Below are 20,443 nucleotides of genomic sequence, written 5' to 3' on the forward strand. Positions count from 1 at the left end.
CGCCGGACGAGGGCCTCGGCCAAAGCCTGGTCGTCGTCGGGGGGGACGAGGGCTCCGGTCTCGCCGGTGACCACCTCGCGCAGCCCGGGGATGCCGGAGGCGACCAGTGAGCGGCCGCAGGCCATCGCCTCCAGCGCGGTGAGCGGCAGCCCCTCCCAGCGGGAGGGCAGGACGACCAGGTCGGCCGCCGCGTACCAGGGCCGGGCGTCGTCGACGGCGCCGGTGAACAGCACCCCCGGCCCGGTCCGCAGGGCGGGCCGCAGGTCGCCGTCGCCGACGATCGCCAGGCGGGCCCGCGGGCACCGCCGCGCGACCTCCTCCCACGCGGCGACCAGGACGTCCTGACCTTTCTGCCGGGTGACCCTCCCGACGCACACCACCAGGGGGTCGTCCGCTGACACGCCGAGCGCCTCGCGGGCCCGCGCCTTCCCCGCGGCGTCGGCGGGGCGGAACCTGTCGAGGTCCACTCCGTTGCGGACGACCGTGAGGTTCCCCCGCAGGCCCCGGTCCCGGGCCAGCGCGGCCTCCCCCTCGCTGACGCACACCGTCAGGCCGGTCCAGCGCGCGGCCGTGCGCTCCCACGCCAGGGCCGCCCCCGCCATCGCCCCGTGGGAGGCCAGCCACGACCAGCCGTGCGGCTGGAAGAGCGTGGGCACGGTGCCGCGGATGGCCGCGCGCCCGGCCAGCCCGGCCTTCGAGGAGTGCAGGTGGACGACGTGCGGGCCGAACCCGTCGGCCAGGCGGCGCAGCCGCCGCGCCTCGCCCGGGCAGCAGGGTCCCGGGGACCGGCCCGCCTCCCACTCCAGCCACCGCACGCCCAGCGCGTCCAGGTCGGCGGGCAGGCGTCCGCGCCCGGGGCAGGCGACGGCCACGTTCCAGCCGCGCCGCGCCTGGTCGGCGGCGACGGCGGCCACGTAGACCGCCACGCCGCCGTCGACCGGCTGCGCGACGTGCAGCACCGAGGGGACCGCCCCGTCGCCGGCCGGTCGTCCGGTGTGCGGCACCGGGAGGACCGCCACGCCGCCGTCGACCGTCCGCCCGGTGTGCGGCGCCGAGAGGACCGCCACATCGTCGCCGGCCGTCCGCTCGGTCTGCGGCGCCGGCGGGGCGGTCACGCCCGCGCCGCTCACAGCGCCCCCTGACGGGAGGCGGCGGGCCACGGCTCGATCCGCCGGCGCTGCCGGGCGGGCAGCGGGATCGGCGGCACCAGGCAGGCCAGACCGCCGACCAGGACGCCGGCCGCCGCGCCGACCGCGGCGCTCAGCGGGGGCGGCGGGGAGGACGGCGAGGCGGGCGCGAGCGCCGGGGCGAAGCTCACCAGGCGCACCCCGGTGGCGGTCGCACGGTGGTTGGCGTAGGCGATCAGGGCGGTGGCCACGACGTTGGCCCGGTCCGCGGACTCCTGCGGGCCGGGGGCGGAGGCGCTCAGCCCCACCATGGGCGCGTCCGTCGAGGCGGAGGCCCGCACCGCGCGCCGCAGCCGCTCCCCGTCGGCGGGGGAGCCGCCGGCCAGGGCCAGGCTGAGGATCGCGGGCTGCGTGGCGATGCGGGAGTAGACCTGGGCGAAGTTCACCGCCTGGACGGTGCCGCCCGGGGTGCCAGGGACCACCACCACGTAGGCGTCGGCGGTGTACACCGGCCCCTTGACCAGGGAGAAGGACAGCCCTCCCAGCGTCCCCAGGAAGACGGCGGCGGCCAGCGGCCACCATCTCAACTGGCGCGTCGCGGCCGTCGGGGGCTCGTTCATCGGTACTCCTCCTGTTGCGCGTGGCGGTCCGCCCCCGCCAGGGGCGACCCGAGCACGCGGTCGTACAGCGCCTCCATCCGGATGGCGTGGCGCCGGATGTCGTAGTGCGCGACGGCGCGGGGCGGCGGCAGCCGTACGGCACCGGTGGCGAACGTGCGCAGTTCGGCCCGCAGGTGGTCGGGGTCGGGCAGGATGCGCCTGGCCCCGGGCGCGGCGTCGGAGGGCAGCTCGTCCAGGGCGGGGCAGGCCGCGTAGAGGACGGGCAGCCCGGCCGCGAGGCCCTCGATGACGGCCAGGCCGAACGTCTCCTCCTGCGAGGGCGAGGCGAGCACGTCCATGGCCGACAGCAGCGCGGGCACCTCCGCCGACTCGCCGGTGAAGCGCACCCGGTCGGCGACGCCCAGCGTGCGGGCGAGCTCCTCCAGGTCGCGCCGGGCGGACCCCTCCCCGGCCAGCAGGAGGACGGCCCCCTCGAAGCCCTTGACGGCCTCCACGAGGACCTCGAAGCGCTTGCCGGGTTCGAGCCGTCCCACGCCGCCCACCACGAACGCTCCCGGCGCGATGCCCAGCCGCTCCCGGGTCTCCCGGCCGAGGCGGGGGTCGTGGGCGAAGGCCCGGCCGTCGACGCCGTTGTGGACGACCTCGATCCGCGAGCGCGGCACCCCCCAGCGGGCCAGGCGCTCCGCCACGGCTCTGGAGACCGCGACGGTCACGTCGCCCATGGCCTCGGTGGCCCGGTACAGCGCCCGCACCCCCGCGGTCACCCGCCGTCCCTCGATCCGTTCCTCCCCGATCGAGTGCTCGGTCGCGACGATCGCGGGGACGCCCGCCAGGCGCGCCGCCACCCTGCCGTACACGCAGGCGCGGTACAGGTGCGTGTGGACCACGTCGTAGCGCCCGGCCCGCATCAGGCGGACCAGCCGGCCCACGGCGCGCAGGTCGAGGTTGCCGCCCATGCCGAGATGGTGGACGGGGGTGCCCGCGGCCGCGATGGCGCGGGCGACGCCGCCGGGGTTGGTCAGCGTGGCGACCTCGCAGTGCGCGCTCAGGTGCGGCAGCAGCGCCCGCAGCTGCTGCTCGGCGCCTCCGGCGGCCAGGCCGGTGATGACGTGCAGGACCTTCATCGGACCCGGCCCCATCGCATGTGGTGGCGCACGCGCTTGGCGCGCAGCCGCAGGCGCCCGTCCCTGTCCCCGATGTAGGTCCGCGCCAGGGCGTAGCGCCCGCTGTTCTCCGAGGGCCAGATGGCGCAGCCGTAGGTGTATCCGGCCGCGCGGACCGCGTCCACCTCGCGGGCGCCGGCGAGCCCGTACGGGTAGGCGAAGCCGGTCACCTCGCGATCCAGCGTCTCCTCCAGGATCGTGCGGCTCTCCTTGAGCTCCGCGGCCAGCATGGCGTCGTCGGCCATCTCCAGGAAGGCGTGGGTGACGGTGTGCGAGGCGACCTCCATGCCGGCGTCCGCCACCTTGCGCAGCTCCTGCGCGGTCATCAGCGTCTTGTCCGGGCCGTTCTCGTCCCAGCTGTTGCGCCCGCCCAGGTGCCCGGCGACGGCGAACACGGTCGCGGTGAAGCCGTACCGCTGGAGTACGGGGACCGCGACGGCGGCGAAGTCGGCGTACCCGTCGTCGAAGGTCAGCCCGACCATCCCGCGCGCCTGCCCGGAGGCCTCGGCCAGGAGCAGCTCCCGTACCGACACCCCGCGCAGCCCGCACCGCCGCAGCCATGCCATCTGCGCGGAGAAACGGCGGGGGGAGACGGTGATGAAGAAGGGGTCGTTGTCGTACTCCTGCACCGAGTGGTACATCAGCACGTACGGCATGGCCCCCTGTCGTCCGCTCACGGGCGTCCCCTTCCTGGTACGAAACCGATCATTTCTGCGATCTCCTTGGATCCGGTGGCTGTCGCCACGACGATGAACACGAGCCCGACCGCGACCGCGCCGAGCAGCAGGGTGAGGACGACGGGAAGCCCCGTCAGGGCGGGACGGGCGAGCAGCCCGGCCCCGGCCGCCGCCCCGGCCGCGAGGGCGAGGCGGCCGGCGACCGGCAGGACGGCGCGCAGCGGGAGGGAGGGCACCGGCCTGCGCACCCCCGTCAGCAGCACCGCCGCGGTGAGCGTGATGCCCGCCGCGTTGGCCGCGGTGATCCCCGCGGTCCCCCAGTGCGGTGCGGTGACCGCGGCCAGGACGGCGGTGAGGGCCAGGCCGGCGGCCATCGCGGCCGCCGGATACCAGGTCGGCCGCTCCGCGCAGAAGAACACCCGGCACACGACCCCGACGACCGTATGACCGAGCAGGCCCAGAGAGTAGACGCGCACGATCAGGGCGGTGGCGGCCGTGTCCGCCTCGGTGAAGGCCCCGTGCTGCAGCAGCAGCGCGACGATCTCCGGGGCGAACGCGGCCAGGAAGGCCGAGCAGGACAGGACGATCGCCCCGGCCAGCCCGAGGTCGGCGGTCAGGCGGCGGCGGGTCGCGCCGGCGTCTCCCGCGGCGATGCTCCGCGCGAGGACCGGGAACGTCACCGTGGCGATGATGAGCGAGAGCGTCATCGGCAACTGCGCGATCTTCTGCGCGTAGTTCAGGTGGGAGATGGAGCCGGCAGGCAGGGCGGAGCCGAAGAAACGCTCGACGAAGACCTGACCCTGGCGCAGCAGGGTGAACGTGGCGATCGGGACGAACGCCCCCAGCCAGATCGGCTCCCGGAGCGCCGACCGGCGCGGCGGCCCGACGCGCCGCAGGAAGCGGGGGGCCTGCACCGCCACCATCAGGACGCTGCCGCACGCCACCCCCAGGGCGGCGCCGAGCACGCCCAGCCGGTCGTGGAAGGCGATCAGGAAGGCGAGGATGCCCGTGTTGTAGGCGACGTAGATCGCCGCCGGGGGGCCGAACACCTGCTGGGCGCGCAGTCCCGCGCTCAGGTATCCCGCCACGCCGAACATCAGGACCGTGGCCGAGGTGACCCGCGTGCACCGTACGGCGAGCCCGGGGTCGTCCAGCCCGGGCGCCAGCACCGCGACGAGCAGCGGCGCGGCGAGCGCCGTCGCCGCGGCCGCCAGGACGAGACCGGCCAGGATGCGGGGCAACGTGTCGGAGACCGCCTGCCGCAGGCCGCCGTCGCGCTCCATCGCCCGGCTGAACACCGGGACCAGCAGGAACGCCATCGCCCCCTCGATGAGCAGGGGCGCCACGGTCTCCGGGACCGTCCAGGCGACCAGGAAGGCGTCGGTGTCGCCGGTCGCGCCGAAGAACCGGGCCATCAGGAGGTCGCGGGCGGACCCGAGGGCGGAGCCGAGGGCGACGAGCACCGCCGTGACGGTGACGGCGCGCAGGAACGGGTTGCGGCGCGGGGTCTTCGCAGTCCGGTTTCCCGGCCGGCTCCGGGGCGGCTCCGTCAGGGTCATCGGCGCTCTCCTGATGCGGGAGGAAGGGGTGGGCCGCTCGTGGGCGGGGGAGCGGCCACGACGGGGAGCGGGGCGGTGTCCACGGTGTCCGGCGGGTCGGCCGTGCCCGCGGCGGCCGGCGGGCCGGGAGCGCCCGCGGCGGCCGGAGGGGCGGTCACGTCCGTTATGGCCCACCACAGGGCGACGCCCAGCAGCACGGACATGACCACGGTCGGCGGGCCGCCGATGTCGGAGTAGGCGAAGTCGACGAGCTGCCAGGTCAGGAAGCCCGTCACGGCCAGTCCTGCGGTGCGCTCGCCCCGGGTCCCGGCGCGGCGGACGCGCCGGACGGACCAGACGGCCACGCACCCGAACAGCAGGCAGAAGGCCGTGATCCCCACGAGCCCCTGCTCGCTGAGCACGAGGAGGTACATGTTGTGCGGGGACAGCAGCGGCTGGCGCTGGAAGCCCCGCACCGGGTCGGCGGTGTCGCTGCCCGACGACAGGCCGAGCGGGGCGCGGGAGTCGCGGGCGGCGGCGAACCCCTTCGGGCCCACGCCGGTGACGGGGCTGTCCCGCCAGATTCCGGTGGCGGTCTCCCACAGGTCGTAGCGGTCGCTCACCGAGCGGTCCGGCTGGGTGAGCGACGAGCCGATCGAGGAGAGCCGCCGGCCGATCGTGCCCGGATCGGAGTCCGGTACGGCCGGCAGCAGCAACACCGCGGCGGCCGCGGCGAACAGCAGGACGCGGCCCGCGGGCCGCAGGCCGTACAGGACGAGCATGACCGCCGCGGCGCACAGCACCGCCAGCCACGTGCCCCGGCTCAGCGACAGCACCAGCGGCACCACCAGCAGCGCCGCCGTCGCCAGGGCCGCCGCCCGCGCCCGGCCGCGCAGGGTCAGGGCGAGCGCCAGCGTGACGACCAGCCCGTAGCCGACGATCGTGGCCATGCCCATGACGTCGGTGGCGCCGAAGGTCCCGACCGCCCGGACGTTCTCGCCCGCGTAGGAGGCGCCGGTCCCGGTCAGCGACTGCCAGGTCCCGACCCCTCCCTGCACCAGGGCGGCCCCGCAGACCGCGCCGCCCACCAGCCACAGGTCCGCCCGGTCTCGCAGCACCGCGGCCACCGCCAGCGGGACCAGCACGAACACCTGCAGATAGCGGGCCAGACCGGGCAGGCTCGCCATGACGTCCTGCGAGGCGACGGTGGCCGCGCCCACGGCGATCACCGGGGCGGCGGCCACCAGCGCCCGTCCCGGCAGCCGCCGGCCGCCGGACAGCAGGGCCGCGGCGGCCACCGCGACCAGGACGACCGAGGCGACGTCGGCGGGCGTCACGTCGACCGCGACGCTCAGGTCGTCGCGGTCCTGCGGGACGCAGACGAGGAGCACGGCCGCGGCCGCCGGGAGGCTCGGCCTGCGCAGCGCCCCCCACCCGCTCATCGCGGCGCCCGCACGGTCAGCCTCCATCGGAGCGGAGCACGGATCCGGCGGTGCGGACCATGATCTTGATGTCGGACCAGAGCGACCAGTCGTCGATGTAGTGGTTGTCGAACCGGGCGCGGTCCTCGATGGAGGTGTCCCCGCGCAGCCCGTGGACCTGCGCCCAGCCGGTGAGCCCGACGGGGACGCGGTGGCGCTCGCCGTAGAGCGGCACGGAGGCCGAGAAGCGCTCGACGAAGAAGGGCCGCTCGGGCCGGGGCCCGACGATGCTCATGTCGCCCCGCAGGATGTTCCACAGCTGGGGCAGCTCGTCGAGCGAGGTCCGGCGCAGCATCCTGCCGACCGGCCCGACCCGCCGGTCGTCGGCGATGCTCCAGCGGGTGGCGGACTCGTGCTGGTCGGCCGGCTTCATCGTGCGCAGCTTGAGCAGCTCGAAGCGGCGGCCGCGCAGCCCCACCCTGCTCTGGCGGAACAGCACGCCCGGCCCGCCCTCGCGGCGCAGCGCCAGCGCGCAGACCGCCAGGACCGGCGCGCTGACCAGCAGACCGGCCAGGGCCAGGACGACGTCCATCAGCCGCTTCAGCGGCCAGGTGGCCCGCTCCTGCGGACGCGCGCGCATCCGCAGGAGGGGGAAGCCCCTGATGCGGTCGCGCGGGGGCAGGAAGTCCACGAGGAAGTCGCCGGGATCCGGGGCGAAGAAGACCGCGCAGCCCAGGTCCCCGGCGACGCGGACCAGGCGGCGGATCTGCCCCCCCGAGGAGAGGGCGGGAGTGACGATCACGACGCGCACGTCGTGGGCCCGCAGTGTCTCGGCCATCCGGTCGGTCCGGCCGAGCACCGGGACCGGTGACTCGGCGTCCGGGAGGGCCGGGTCCAGAGGCTCGGTGTCCGGCGGGCGGTCGTCGAGGAAGCCGATCGGCGACAACCCGTACTCCGGGTGGGCGAGCATGGCCCGGGCCAGCCGGCGCCCGTGGCCGCCGGCGCCGATCAGCAGGGCGGGGCTGGCGCGGTGGCCGGGCCACACGCCCGGTCTCCGCAGGGCGGCGTATCCGGCGCCCCTGCAGCACCAGACCAGGACGGCGTACAGCAGGCCAGCCAGCACCCAGCCCCGCAGCCCGTCCATCGGCGGCACCCCCGCGCCGAGGGCCGCGGCGAGCGCCGTCGCGCCCAGTCCGCCCGCCGCGAGCGTCATGCAGTCGTCCAGGAGCGAGGGCGCCATCCGCGGGCGGTACAGCCGCAGCGCGGCGTTCAGGGCGGCCACCAGGGCCGTCGCGGTCACGACGGCGGCCGGGCCGCCGCCGGCGGCGGTGACGGCGGCGGCCATGCAGACGAGGTCGGCGCCGAGCATGCACACCAGAGGGGCGGACGGGCGGCGGGCGGTCCCGCGCCCCGCGTCCGTCCGGGGCGGGACCGGCACGCGGCGGCCGGGTTTCCCGCGCATGGCCGGCACGGTCGCGGTGGCGACGCCGCCGGGGCTCTCCTGCCCGGCCGTTCCGGGCGGGCGGTTAAGGTCGACGACCGTGGTCATCGGAGTCTCCGTGGGCCGACGTTCTTTCCGCGATCAACCGGAGTGCGGTCAACTTTCCCCCTGTATCGGAAATTCCCATTAGAGCGGAGAATCGCCGTGAATCTATTGGTAGATTCTCCGTTTACTTTCCTGGTGGCATTTCCACTGAATGCGCTCCGGCCATCCGCATAATGCGAAACGGCCGTCCTTTGGTTTCCAGATGCTAGCGAGGTGGACCTCATCGATCCCGCACCTGAGCACGTGCAGGTTGCCTGGAGGTCGCAAGTTCTGGATGACCCGGTTTTTTGCGCTTGCATACCGGACCGGCCGCCGATCAAAGGGCGGTTCCGGCGGGGCCATGTTTTCCTCCTGCCGCGGCTCCGCCGGGGACGGCCGGGAGGAGGGCGCCGGGCCGTACGGCGCGCGGCGGATGCGGCACCGCCGGCGGTGACGGGCCGTCACGTTGACGTTCCACAGCTTTTCGGGTGGTATCAGGAGCGGTGGCTTATCTCGGTCAACGGGGACCGAGCGGACGGCCACTGGAGGTGTCGTGCCGCGAGGCCTGCCTGAGGGGCGGAGTTTCGGTGACGAGGGGGTGCGTCTGTCCGACGGCCGCGAACCCTCTTTGTGGGATGCTTGTCCCACCGCCCCCTCCAGGCGAGGACTCACCGTACGTGACCATGAGATCTCCGGTCCGCCGACGGTGACGGCGACGAATCGCGGGTCACACGACGACCCGCGTCGGCTTGCCGAAGATTTGCTCACCGGCGACGGGTCCGCCGCGCCGTCACGGATGCCCGGCATCCGGAGACCGGGCATCACCTTCCTTCCCGAGGGCACTACAAGCTGATGTGGTGCCGGACAAAATGAGCAAAACCCCTCACAAAGGAGTGAGAGCGACATGCCGCTCGACGAGGCCAAAGACGAGCTGCTGAGGAGCGCCGCCCAGATGTGCGCGCACACTCCCGGCAGCGACCACAGGAGCGTTGAGGAGGCGCTCGCCTTCCTCAGGCTCTACTACAGGCATGTCGCGCCGGAGGACCTGCTGGACCGCGACCCGGTCAACGTGTACGGTCCCGCCACGGCCCACCGCCAGCTCGCCGAGAACCGCCCCCAGGGCCGGGCCCTGGTGCGGGCCTACACGCCGACCCTGGAGGAGCAGGGCTGGGACCCCGGGGCCTCGGTCGTCGAGGTGGTCACCGACGACATGCCCTTCCTGGTCGACTCGGTGACGATGGAGCTCGACCGCCACCAGATCGGCATCCACCTGGTGATCCACCCCCAGATGCGGGTGCGCCGGGACATGACCGGCAAGCTGCTCGGCCGGGACCAGGAGGACGTCACCGGGCAGGTGATCACCGAGTCCTGGATGCACTTCGAGATCGACCGGCAGACCGACCCCGCCGTGCTGCGGCAGCTGGAGGCCGACCTCCAGCGGATCCTGGCGGACGTGCGCTACGCCGTCGAGGACTTCGCCAAGATGCGGGCCCTGGCCGTGCGGACCGCCGAGGACGTGTCGGTCAACCCGCCCCCGCTCGACCTGGCCGGGGTGGAGGACAGCCTGGAGCTGATGCGCTGGCTGGCCGACGGGCACTTCACCTTCATCGGCTACCGCGAGTACCGCCTGGAGCGGGGCGAGAAGGGCGACGAGCTGCACGCGGTGCCCGGGACCGGGCTGGGCATCCTGCGCCACGACAAGGTGGGCTCGGGCAGCTTCGCCGCGCTCCCGCCGGAGGTGCGCGCCAAGGCCCGCGAGAAGCAGAACATGCTGATCATCACCAAGGCCAACAGCCGCGCCACCGTGCACCGGCCCGCCTACCTGGACTACGTGGGCGTGAAGCTGTTCGACGAGGCCGGGGAGGTCGTCGGCGAGCGGCGCTTCCTGGGGCTGTTCACCCACGCCGCCTACAACGAGTCGATCTCCCGCATCCCCGTCCTGCGCCGCAAGCTGGCCGAGGTCCTCGACCGGGCGGGGATCGTCCCCGACAGCCACGACGGCAAGGACCTCGTGGAGATACTGGAGACCTTCCCGCGGGACGAGCTCTTCCAGACCTCGGTGGACCAGCTGCTGCCCATCGCGCTCGGCGTGCTCAGGCTCCGCGAGCGCAAGCAGGTCAAGGTCTTCCTGCGCCCCGACGACTACGGGCGCTACATCTCGTGCCTGATCTACCTGCCGCGTGACCGCTACACCACCAAGATCCGCATCAGGATGCAGGACATCCTGGTCAAGGCCCTGGGCGGCAGGTCCTCCGACTACCGGACGATGATCGGCGAGTCGGCTCTGGCCAGGCTGCAGGTGGTCGTGCGCGGCGAGCGGGGCAGGCCGCTGACGGCCGACGGGGTGGACCTGGACGAGCTGGAGGCCAGGCTGGCCGCCACCACCCGCTCGTGGGAGGACGACCTCGCCGCGGCCATCACGGAGCTGAGCTCCGAGGAGGAGGCGCCCCGGCTCATCCGCCGGTACGCCACGGCCTTCCCCGAGGGCTACAAGGCCGACTTCCCGCCCCGGATGGCGGTGGCCGACCTGCGCCGCCTGGAGGCGGTCGCCAAGTCCTCCGACGAGATCGGGATCAACCTCTACGAGCCCTTCGACGCCGCGGAGGGCGAGCGCCGCTTCAAGCTCTACCGGATCGGCGCGCCGATCTCGCTGTCGCACGTGCTGCCGCTGCTGCAGCGGATGGGCGTCGAGGTCGTCGACGAGCGCCCCTACGAGATCGACCGCGACGACGACCCGGGCACCAAGGACGCCTGGATCTACGACTTCGGCCTGCGCTACACCCCCTCGGGCGAGGTGGACAGGGACGAGTTCAAGCGGCTCTTCCAGGACGCCTTCGACGCGCTGTGGCGTGGCCGGGTGGAGAGCGACGGCTTCAACGCGCTCGTCCTGGCCGCCGGGCTGACCTGGGAGCAGGCCGAGATCCTGCGGGTCTACGCCAAGTATCTGCGCCAGGCCGGGACCACCTTCAGCCAGGACTACATCGAGCGCGTGCTGCTCGGCAACGTACGGCTCGCGCGGCTGCTGGTGCGGCTGTTCGAGGCCAGGCTCGACCCCCGCCGTCCGCAGGAGGTCCGCGAGGAGCTGGCCGACGCGTTGAACGAGGAGATCCTCGGCGCGCTGGACGACGTCGCCTCCCTGGACGAGGACCGCATCCTGCGCGCCTACCTGGAGATGATCCGGGCCACGCTGCGCACCAACTACTTCCAGACGACCGGGGACGGCACGGCGGGCGGGACGCGCAAGCCGTACATCTCGCTGAAGCTCGACTCGCCGTCGATCAGCGTGCTGCCGCTGCCGCGGCCCAGGTTCGAGATATTCGTCTACTCGCCGCGGGTCGAGGGCGTCCACCTGCGCTTCGGCAAGGTGGCCCGGGGCGGCCTGCGCTGGTCGGACCGGATGGAGGACTTCAGGACCGAGATCCTGGGCCTGGTCAAGGCGCAGATGGTCAAGAACACCGTCATCGTCCCCACCGGTTCCAAGGGCGGCTTCGTGGTGAAGAACCCGCCGAGGTCGGGCAGCCGGGAGGACCTGCTGGCCGAGGGCGTGGCCTGCTACCGGATGTTCATCTCCGGACTGCTCGACGTCACCGACAACCTGGTCGACGGCAAGGTGGTCCCGCCCCCGGACGTGGTCAGGCACGACGAGGACGACACCTACCTGGTGGTCGCCGCCGACAAGGGCACCGCGACGTTCTCCGACATCGCCAACGGCGTGGCCAAGGAGTACGGCTTCTGGCTGGGCGACGCCTTCGCCTCCGGCGGCTCGATCGGCTACGACCACAAGGCCATGGGCATCACCGCCCGCGGCGCCTGGGAGTCGGTCAAGTACCACTTCCGCACGACGGGCGTGGACATCCAGAGCACCGACTTCACCGTGGTCGGCATCGGCGACATGTCCGGCGACGTGTTCGGCAACGGCATGCTGCTGTCCCAGCACATCCGGCTGGTGGCGGCCTTCGACCACCGGCACATCTTCGTCGATCCCCACCCCGACGCCGCGCGCAGCTACGCCGAGCGGGCCCGGCTGTTCGCGCTGCCGCGCAGCTCGTGGGAGGACTACTCGGCCGAGCTGATCTCCGCCGGCGGCGGCGTGTGGCCGCGCACGGCCAAGTCGATCCCGATCTCCCCGCAGATGCGCTCCGTGCTGGGCATCTCCGACGGCGCGACCGCGCTGGCCCCGAACGACCTGATCAGCGCCATCCTGAAGGCGCCGGTGGACCTGCTGTGGAACGGCGGCATCGGCACCTACGTCAAGGCGTCGGTCGAGTCGCACGCCGACGTCGGCGACAAGGCCAACGACGGGCTGCGGGTCAACGGCTCCCAGCTGCGCTGCAGGGTGGTCGGCGAGGGCGGCAACCTGGGCATGACCCAGCTCGCCCGAATCGAGTTCGCGCTGAACGGCGGCCTGGTCAACACCGACTTCATCGACAACTCCGCGGGCGTGGACACCTCCGACCACGAGGTGAACATCAAGATCCTGCTGGACCGGATGGTCCGCGACGGCGAGCTCACCGACAAGCAGCGCAACCAGCTCTTCCTCGACATGACCGACGAGGTGGCCCGGCTGGTCCTGCGCGACAACTACGACCAGAACGTGGTGCTGGCCGCCGCCCGCGCGCAGGCGCCGGAGATGCTGCACATCCACTCCCGCTACCTGCGCCGGCTGGAGCGGGCCGGGCTGGTCAACCGGGAGCTGGAGTTCCTGCCCTCGGACAAGACCCTCGCCGAGCGGCGCCAGGCCGGGCTCGGGCTGACCGCGCCGGAGTTCTCGGTGCTGCTGGCCTACACCAAGCTGGTGATGGACGCCGAGATCCTCGCCTCCGACCTGCCCGACGACCCCTACCTGGCGTCCTGGCTGGTGTCGTACTTCCCCTCGGCGCTGCGCGAGCGCTTCCGCTCCTCCATGGACGAGCACCCGCTCCGCCGGGAGATCATCACCACCTGCGTGGTGAACGACCTGGTCAACTCCAGCGGCACCACCTTCATGTTCCGCTTCGGCGAGGAGAGCGGGGCCTCCACCCCGGACATCGCCCGCGCCTACCTCGTGGCCCGCGAGGTCTTCGACATGCCCAGCTTCTGGCGGGCGGTCGAGGAGCTGGACAACAAGGTGGACACCGCCACCCAGATCGCCATGGAGCTGGAGGCGCGCAAGCTGTGCGAGCGCGGGGCCCGCTGGCTGCTGGGCAACCGCCGGCCGCCGCTGGACCTGGCCTCCACGGTGAGCTACTTCGCCAAGGGCATGAACGGCCTGCTGCCGCACCTGCCCAAGCTGCTGACCGGGTCGGACCTGCTGGCCTTCGAGGAGCGCCGCGACGTCTTCATCGCCCGCGGGGTGCCCGAGGACTTGGCCGAGCGGGTCGCCTCGATGGTCCCGGCCTACTCGACCTTCGACCTGGTGGAGATCGCCGCCACCACCGGCCGGCCGGTGAACGAGGCGGCCGAGGTCTACTTTGACCTGGCCGACCGGCTCCAGCTGTCGGCGCTGCGGGAGCGGGTCATCGCGCTGCCCCGGGACAACCGGTGGAACTCGATGGCCAGGGCCGCCCTCCGCGACGACCTCTACGCCGCGCACGCCTCGCTCACCCGCGACGTCCTGGTGCACAGCGAGCCGGGGCTGTCGCCGGAGGAGCGGCTCGCGCGCTGGGCCGAGACCAACTGGGCGGCGGTCGCCCGGGCCCGGCAGACGCTGTCGGAGATCTGGGAGAGCGACAACTTCGACCTCGCGACGCTGTCGGTGGCGCTGCGCGCGATCCGGACGCTGGTGGCCTCCAGCAGCCTGCCGCACACGGCGAGCTGACCCGCTGATCGCCCCGTCCCGCCCGGCGCGCACCGCCGGGCGGGCGGGACGGCGGGCGGGCCCCCGCGCTCATCGGGCGGAGCGCGGTGTCCTCTGCGCCTCCGTGCTCAGCGGGTGGACTCCCGGGCCACCAGCTCGGCCTGGAACATGATGTGCTGGTGGGCGTGGGTGCCGGGGTTGTCGCACTCGTCGAGCAGCAGCTCGGTGGCGGTGCGCCCGAGCTGGTGGGCGGGCTGGCGCATCGAGCTGAGCGACACGGCCGAGGCCGCGGCGAAGTCGATGTCGTCGTAGCCCATCAGCGCCACGTCGTCGGGCACCCGCACCCCGGCCTGCAGGAGCGTGCGCAGCACGCCGAGCGCGAGCAGGTCGTTGGCGCAGAAGATCGCCTCGGGGAGGCCGTCCCGCAGCAGGTCGCCGGCCGCCCGCTCGCCGGCCCGCGCCGTCATGGCCGCCGTCTCGACGACCTTCAGCCGGTCCGGGCCCAGCCCGGCCGTCTCCAGCGCCGCCAGCGCGCCCTGCCGGCGCTCGGCGCACTGGCGGATCGTCAGCGGCCCCGTCACGTAGGCGAGGTGCCGGGCGCCCCCGGCCAGCAGGTGCGCCACGGCCGCCCGGCCGCCCGCCACGTCGTCGACCGCCACCGCGCACTGGTCGGGCCGGTGGCCCGGGTGGTCGACCAGCACGACGCTGATCCCGCGCTCGCGCAGCCGGTCCAGCCGCGCCAGGTCCTGGTCCGACGGGGTGATCAGCACGCCCCGCACCCGCTGCTCGGCGAGCACGCGCAGGTTGCGCTCCTCCTTGGTCCGCGATCCCGCGGAGTTGCCGAGGATCACCGCGTAGCCGCGCTCGCTGGCCGTCTCCTCGACCCCGGCCGCGATCTCGGTGAAGAAGGGGTTGCCGATGTCGATGACGCTCAGGCCGACGGTCCTGCTGTGCCCGGCGCGCAGCGTCGAGGCCGAGCCGTGCCGGACGAAGCCGAGTTCGTGGATCGCCCGCCGCACCCGCTCCCGGGTGCCGGGGGCGACCTTCGCGGGCCGGTTGAGCACGTTCGAGACCGTGCCGGGGGAGACGCCCGCGCGAGCGGCGACCTCCTTGATGCTGACCGTGGTCATGGATCTAGATTAAAACGTAACAACCTCAGGAGCGCCAATCCGGGGTCCGCAGAATGTGGATCAGCATTGACACCGGGGAAAAGGTGGTCCTAGCGTCCCCGGAAAAGGTAAAACGTTCTACTGGCGAGGCATTCCATGATACGAGCAGCCATCGTGGGCGCGGGCGCCGTCGCCGCCCACGGCCACGTGCCCGCCGTCCGGGCCCACCGTACCCGCGTCGAACTGGTGGCCGTCGTCGACGTGGACGAGGCCAGGGCCGCGGCGTTCGCGGCCGAGCACGGCGTGCCGGCCGTCCACACCGGCCTGGCCGGGATGCTGGCCGCCGAGCGGCCCGACCTGGTGTTCGTGTGCACCCCGCCCCACCTGCACGCCGACCAGGTGGTCGAGTGCCTGCGAGCCGGGGCCTGGGTGTGGTGCGAGAAGCCGCTGTGCAGGTCGCTGGCCGAGTACGACACGATCCAGGCGGCCGAGGGCGCCGGCGGGCCCCACGTCGCGGTCGTCTACCAGCAGCGCTTCGGCTCCGGGGCCGAGCACCTGCGCGAGCTGACGGCGGCCGGGGCGCTCGGCCGCCCGCTGGTGGGACTGTGCCAGACCACCTGGTACCGGGACGGGGCCTACTACGCGGCGCCGTACCGCGGCAGGTGGGAGACCGAGGGCGGCGGCACCACCGTGCTGCACGGCATCCACCAGATCGACCTGATGCTGTCGGTGCTCGGCGACTGGGCGGAGGTCCGGGCGATGGCCGGGCGGCTGGAGCGGCCGATCGAGACCGAGGACGTGTCGATGGCCGCGGTGCGCTTCGACAACGGCGCGATGGCGAGCGTGGTCAACAGCGTGCTGTCCCCGCGCGAGGAGAGCTATCTGCGTTTCGACTTCACCGGCGGCACGGTCGAGCTGCGTCACCTGTACGGCTACCGCAACGAGAACTGGACCTCCACCTCGCCGCTGTGGAGTCCGCCGCGGGACGTGCCGAGCGGTCACGAGGCGCAGCTGGGCCCGCTGCTCGACGCCTTCGAACGGGGGGAGCCGCCTGCGGCGAGCGGTGCCGACGGCCGGCGCGCGATGGAGTTCGTCACCGCGCTGTACGCCTCGGCGCTGACCGGGCGTCCCGTGCGGAGAGGGGAGATCGACCCGGGCAACCCCTTCTACCACCGCCTCGACGGGGGCGTCGGCTGGTAGGAGATGCCGGAAAAATCATCTTCTAGAGGGAAAATCCCAATTGAAACGTTCTTCTTGATCGGTCATGTACCGGCCGCATCCGGCGTGCCGGGGGTTGGCCGATCTGTAACGTTCAGGTAACCCGCCCGGAACGGGGGCACGCCGCGTGGATCTCGGCATGCGCTTTTCACCTGCGAGAATCCCAGCGTGACCTGCCCGGATCGGGACTCCAGGCCGGCCGTCCACGCGATTCGGCGGCGATCAGGTCTTGTGCGTCCGCTAGGGGAACGTTTTAATCCCCGGTAAAGCAGACGTAACACGTCTGTGAGCGATCACAACGTGGCGCTCCCGTGCGCACGGCGGCGGGCGGCACGGGCCATCCCCTCCCCGCGGAGGGGTGCTTCACGACGATTGGGAAAGCGCTTACCAAGAGGAGCGATCAGACAGGAAAGGCGACGGCATGCCGTACCGCAATCCCCTCGCCTCATCCGCCGACCTCGACGGATTCCGGCTGGAGGGGGAGGGCGCGATCTCGTTCCCCCGGGGCAGGATGCGCCTGGAGAGCCTGCGGCCCCCCGAGGACGGGCAGGACGCCAACATCGTCCTGTGGTGCCCGGAGGACTTCCCCCCGGACATCACCGTCGAGTGGGACTTCTGGCCCGTCCACGAGCCGGGCCTGTGCATCCTGTTCTTCCACGCCAGGGGCAGGAAGGGCGAGGACCTGTTCGACCTCGCGCCCCGGACCGGCCCCTACGAGCAGTACCACCACGGCGACCTGGACGCCTACCACGTGTCCTACTACCGCCGCATGTGGCCCTCCGAGCGCCGCCTGCACACCTGCAACCTGCGCAAGAGCCACGGCTTCCACCTCGTCGCCCGGGGAGCGGACCCGCTCCCGGCGGCGCTGGACGCCCAGGGACCGTACCCGGTGCGCCTGACCGTCCACCGGGGAGAGATCACCTTCCGGATCGGCGACCTGGTCTCCTTCCGCTGGCGGGACGAGAACCCGCTGCCCGGAGGGAAGATCGGCTTCCGGCAGATGGCCCCGATGATCGGGGAGTACGCGAACCTGCGGGTCACCCCCGGCGGTGCCCGATGAGCGCCTGGCCGATCCGGCTCTACGCGGCCTGCGACGAGCTGGTGTGGGCGCTGCGGCTCAACCTCGCCTGGATCGTGTTCACCCTCGCCGGCGGGGTGGTGCTGGGAATCGGCCCCGCGACCGTCGCGGCGTACACGCTGGCCCGGCGGCACGCCCGGTCCGAGGCGCCGCGGCTCTGGCCGGAGTTCGCGGCCGTCTACCGCCGGGAGTTCGCGCGCGGCTCGCTGCTGGTGCTCCCGCCGCTGGCGGTGGCGGGCGTGCTGTACGGCAACCACCTGTACTTCTCGGCCCTCGGGCTGGGAACGGCCCCGCCCGGGCTGGTCACCTTCGCGGGGCTGCTCGCGGTGGCCGCCGTCACGGCCTACCTGCTGCCCATGTACGTCCACTACGACCTGCGGCCCCTGGCCTGCCTGCCCAAGGCGTCGCGGCTGGCCCTGGCCCGCCCCGCGTCCACGGTCCTGCTGCTGTTCGTCTTCACGGCGGTGGCGTTCGCCGCCGCGACCTTCCCGTTCCTGGCGCTCACGCTGGCCGGCGGCGCCTGGATCCAGCTCGACACCTGGCTCTGCCTGCGCTTCTTCGCCGAGAACGAGGCGCACCTGCACCCGAAAGGCATTCGATGAACACCACCCCCCGCCGGCTGCTGGCCGGAACGATCGCCCTGACGACCGCGCTCCTCGCCTCCGCCTGCGGCAGCGACGACTCGGGGCAGCAGGCCGCGAGCAACGAGCTGACCATGATGGTCCCGCTGTTCGGCACCGCCCCCGACCCCGGCGGTGAGGTGCACAAGGCGGTCGAGAAGATCGTCGGCAAGAAGCTAAAGATCACCTGGGTGCCCAACGCCGAGTACCAGGACAAGACCAACGTCACGCTCGCCTCGGACACGATCCCGCAGGTCATGGTCGTCCAGGGCAAGATCCCCTCGTTCGTCCAGGCCGCGCAGGCCGGGGCGTTCTGGGAGCTCACCGGCAAGCTGGACAAGTACCCGAATCTCAAGGCCAAGTCCGAGCAGGCCGAGCGCAACGCCTCCATCAACGGCAAGGTCTACGGCATCTACCGGGTCCGTCCGCTGCTGCGCTCGGCGGTGCTGTACCGCAAGGACTGGCTGGACAAGCTGGACCTGAAGGTCCCCGAGACCGTCGACGAGCTCTACGAGGTCGCCAAGGCCTTCACCGAGAAGGACCCGGACGGCAACGGCAAGAAGGACACCTACGGACTGATCATCCCCAAGTGGCCCACGCCGGTCTTCTGCAGCTCCAGCCCGTACAACGTGGTCGAGACCTGGTTCGGCGCCCCGAACTGCTACGGCGACCGCGGCGGCAAGCTCGTGCCCGCCTTCGACACCGAGGAGTTCTACACCGCCAACCGGTGGCTGAAGAAGATGGTCGACGAGGGCCTGGTCAACCCGGACTTCGCCACCCTGGACTCGGCCAAGTGGAACGACCCGTTCTACCAGGGCAAGGGCGGCATCATCATCGACGTCAACGTCCGCGCCACCCAGATGTACGGCCTGCTCAAGGAGCAGGACCCGGAGAACTACGGTGACAAGCTCGCGATGGGCGGCAACCTCAAGCGCTCCGACGGCCAGAAGTTCTCCCACCCCTTCGACGGCTACAACGGCTTCCTGGCCGTCTCCAGGCAGAGCGTGCGCACCGAGGTGGAGCTGGACGAGGTGCTGAAGGCCCTGGACAGGCTGGCGACCAAGGAGGGCCAGGCCCTGCTGGCCAACGGCATCGAGGGCCGGAACTTCAAGCTGGAGAACGGCTTCGACGTGCCGATCGACGACGACGACCCGGCGGTCAAGACCATCAACAACGACGTGGACTTCGCCTTCATCCAGCTGGGCACCTGGGCCACCATCGGCATGGGCGTCTACGAGTCGATGCCCGCCAGCGAGGCCGAGCGGGAGAACCTGAGGCTCCGCAAGGAGCTGATGGAGCTCGACCTGCAGACGGCGGTGCACAACCCGACCCTGCCGCTCGTCTCGCCCACCTACGTCAGCAAGGGCGCGACCCTCGACCCCATCGTCTCCGACGCCCGGGTGAAGTACCTGGCCGGTGAGATCACCGAGGAGCAGCTCCGGGCCGAGGTCAAGCGCTGGCACGAGAGCGGCGGCGACCAGGTGATCGCCGAGATCAACGACCTGCACGCCAAGCTCGGCGGCAGCTGACCCGACCTCTGACGAGGGGCCCGGCGCACCCGGGCCCCTCCCGGTGAAAGGAGGCCGCTGTGGCCACCGACCTGGCGCCGCCTCCTGTGAAGGCGGTCCCCGATCCCGGGCGCGAGACCGAGAAGGTGCCGATCCGCGTCGCGCTGCTGCGGTACCGCTGGCTGTACCTGATGCTCATCCCGGGCCTGATCTACTTCGCGCTCTTCAAGTACCTGCCGATGTACGGCCTGACGATCGCCTTCCAGGACTTCGTGCCGTTCCTCGGCTACTCGGGCAGCGAGTGGGTGGGGTTCAAGCACTTCGAGGACCTGTTCACCGGCCCCGACTTCGGCCGCCTGCTGTCCAACACGCTGATCCTCGCGCTGCTGACGGTGATCTTCGTCTTCCCGGCGCCGATCATCGTCGCGCTGATGCTGAACGAGCTGCGGGTCGGCGTGCTCAAGCGCTCGATCCAGTCCCTGATCTACATCCCGCACTTCCTGTCCTGGACGATCGTCGCCTCCTTGACGTACCTGCTGTTCGCGGTGGACTTCGGAGTGATCGCGAACTTCATCCACGACGTGCTCGGCGGTCCCAGGGTCGACTACGTCGCGCAGGCGGACTGGTTCCGGCCGATCATCATCATGCAGACGCTGTGGAAGGCGACCGGCTGGGGCACGATCATCTATCTGGCCGCGCTGGCGAGCGTGGACCCGAACCTGTACGAGGCGGCGCGCATGGACGGCGCCGGGCGACGGCGGCAGTTCTGGCACATCACGCTGCCCGCCATCCGCCCCACGATCGTGGTCATGGCCATCCTGACCTCGGGCAACCTGCTCGACGCCAGCTTCGAGCAGATCTGGCTGATGACCAACTCGCTGAACCGCTCGGTCGCCGACGTGTTCGACAGCTACGTCTACTACGTCGGCATCACCCAGGGCGCCTTCAGCTACTCCACCGCCGTCGGCCTGTTCAAGGGCCTGGCCGGCGTCGTCCTGATCTTCGGCTCCAACTGGCTGGCCAAGCGCCTGGGCCAGCGCGGACTGTTCTAGGGAGCGCCCGG

Annotated in this window: 13 protein-coding genes and 1 pseudogene; 6 read left to right on the forward strand and 8 right to left on the reverse strand. The window is 72.3% G+C overall.

Features of this window, described 5'->3' with window-relative positions:
- Positions 1-11: 11 nt before the first annotated feature.
- From Psi01_RS02005 to Psi01_RS02035, 7 genes and pseudogenes are all read right to left on the reverse strand, one after another.
- Positions 12-1,160: pseudogene (locus Psi01_RS02005) on the reverse strand (glycosyltransferase); the annotation flags it as partial.
- Complete coding sequence (locus Psi01_RS02010) at positions 1,127-1,747, reverse strand: YveK family protein (RefSeq protein WP_204062171.1); 621 nt, start codon at positions 1,745-1,747, stop codon at positions 1,127-1,129. The gene Psi01_RS02010 and the pseudogene Psi01_RS02005, both read right to left, overlap by 34 nt.
- Entirely contained in the window at positions 1,744-2,871 is a 1,128-nt protein-coding gene (locus Psi01_RS02015) for a glycosyltransferase (RefSeq protein WP_204062172.1), read from the reverse strand. Before Psi01_RS02015 ends, Psi01_RS02010 begins: the two co-directional genes overlap by 4 nt.
- A complete protein-coding gene (locus Psi01_RS02020) occupies positions 2,868-3,587 on the reverse strand; it encodes a polysaccharide deacetylase family protein (RefSeq protein ID WP_239126957.1) in 720 nt (239 codons plus the stop codon). Before Psi01_RS02020 ends, Psi01_RS02015 begins: the two co-directional genes overlap by 4 nt.
- Complete coding sequence (gene murJ, locus Psi01_RS02025) at positions 3,584-5,146, reverse strand: murein biosynthesis integral membrane protein MurJ (protein WP_204062173.1); 1,563 nt, start codon at positions 5,144-5,146, stop codon at positions 3,584-3,586. The genes Psi01_RS02020 and murJ overlap by 4 nt, the downstream gene beginning before the upstream one ends.
- On the reverse strand, positions 5,143-6,594 hold the full coding sequence (locus Psi01_RS02030; RefSeq protein ID WP_204062174.1) for an O-antigen ligase family protein: 1,452 nt from the start codon (positions 6,592-6,594) through the stop codon (positions 5,143-5,145). Before Psi01_RS02030 ends, murJ begins: the two co-directional genes overlap by 4 nt.
- Positions 6,584-8,095: a sugar transferase gene (locus tag Psi01_RS02035; RefSeq protein WP_204062175.1), complete on the reverse strand. Its 1,512-nt coding sequence runs from the start codon at positions 8,093-8,095 to the stop codon at positions 6,584-6,586. Before Psi01_RS02035 ends, Psi01_RS02030 begins: the two co-directional genes overlap by 11 nt.
- An 880-nt stretch (positions 8,096-8,975) precedes the next feature.
- On the opposite strand from Psi01_RS02035, the gene Psi01_RS02040 reads away from it, so the two are divergent.
- Entirely contained in the window at positions 8,976-13,868 is a 4,893-nt protein-coding gene (locus Psi01_RS02040) for an NAD-glutamate dehydrogenase (RefSeq protein WP_204062176.1), read from the forward strand.
- A gap of 107 nt (positions 13,869-13,975) precedes the next feature.
- On the opposite strand, the gene Psi01_RS02045 is transcribed toward Psi01_RS02040, so the two are convergent.
- The gene (locus Psi01_RS02045; protein WP_204062177.1) at positions 13,976-14,977 is read right to left on the reverse strand and encodes a LacI family DNA-binding transcriptional regulator; all 1,002 of its coding nucleotides are present in this window, start codon (positions 14,975-14,977) and stop codon (positions 13,976-13,978) included.
- Between the two features lie 135 nt (positions 14,978-15,112).
- On the opposite strand from Psi01_RS02045, the gene Psi01_RS02050 reads away from it, so the two are divergent.
- The 5 genes from Psi01_RS02050 to Psi01_RS02070 all read left to right on the forward strand — a co-directional run bounded on the left by Psi01_RS02050 (position 15,113) and on the right by Psi01_RS02070 (position 20,432).
- Positions 15,113-16,156 carry a Gfo/Idh/MocA family protein gene (locus tag Psi01_RS02050; RefSeq protein WP_204062178.1) on the forward strand — a complete coding sequence of 348 codons (1,044 nt, stop codon included), beginning with the start codon at positions 15,113-15,115 and terminating at the stop codon, positions 16,154-16,156.
- Positions 16,157-16,595: 439 nt separating this feature from the next.
- Positions 16,596-17,234, forward strand: a complete 639-nt coding sequence (locus Psi01_RS02055) for a DUF1961 family protein (protein ID WP_204062179.1) — start codon at positions 16,596-16,598, stop codon at positions 17,232-17,234.
- Complete coding sequence (locus Psi01_RS02060; RefSeq protein ID WP_204062180.1) at positions 17,231-17,854, forward strand: YesL family protein; 624 nt, start codon at positions 17,231-17,233, stop codon at positions 17,852-17,854. The genes Psi01_RS02055 and Psi01_RS02060 overlap by 4 nt, the downstream gene beginning before the upstream one ends.
- Positions 17,851-19,401, forward strand: coding sequence for an extracellular solute-binding protein (locus tag Psi01_RS02065; RefSeq protein WP_239126959.1), 1,551 nt, complete (start codon positions 17,851-17,853; stop codon positions 19,399-19,401). The genes Psi01_RS02060 and Psi01_RS02065 overlap by 4 nt, the downstream gene beginning before the upstream one ends.
- Positions 19,402-19,460: 59 nt before the next feature.
- The gene (locus tag Psi01_RS02070; protein ID WP_204062181.1) at positions 19,461-20,432 is read left to right on the forward strand and encodes an ABC transporter permease; all 972 of its coding nucleotides are present in this window, start codon (positions 19,461-19,463) and stop codon (positions 20,430-20,432) included.
- Positions 20,433-20,443 lie beyond the last annotated feature (11 nt).

It is taken from the genome of Paraplanobispora siamensis (genome assembly GCF_016863175.1).
Lineage (GTDB): Bacteria > Actinomycetota > Actinomycetes > Streptosporangiales > Streptosporangiaceae > Planobispora > Planobispora siamensis.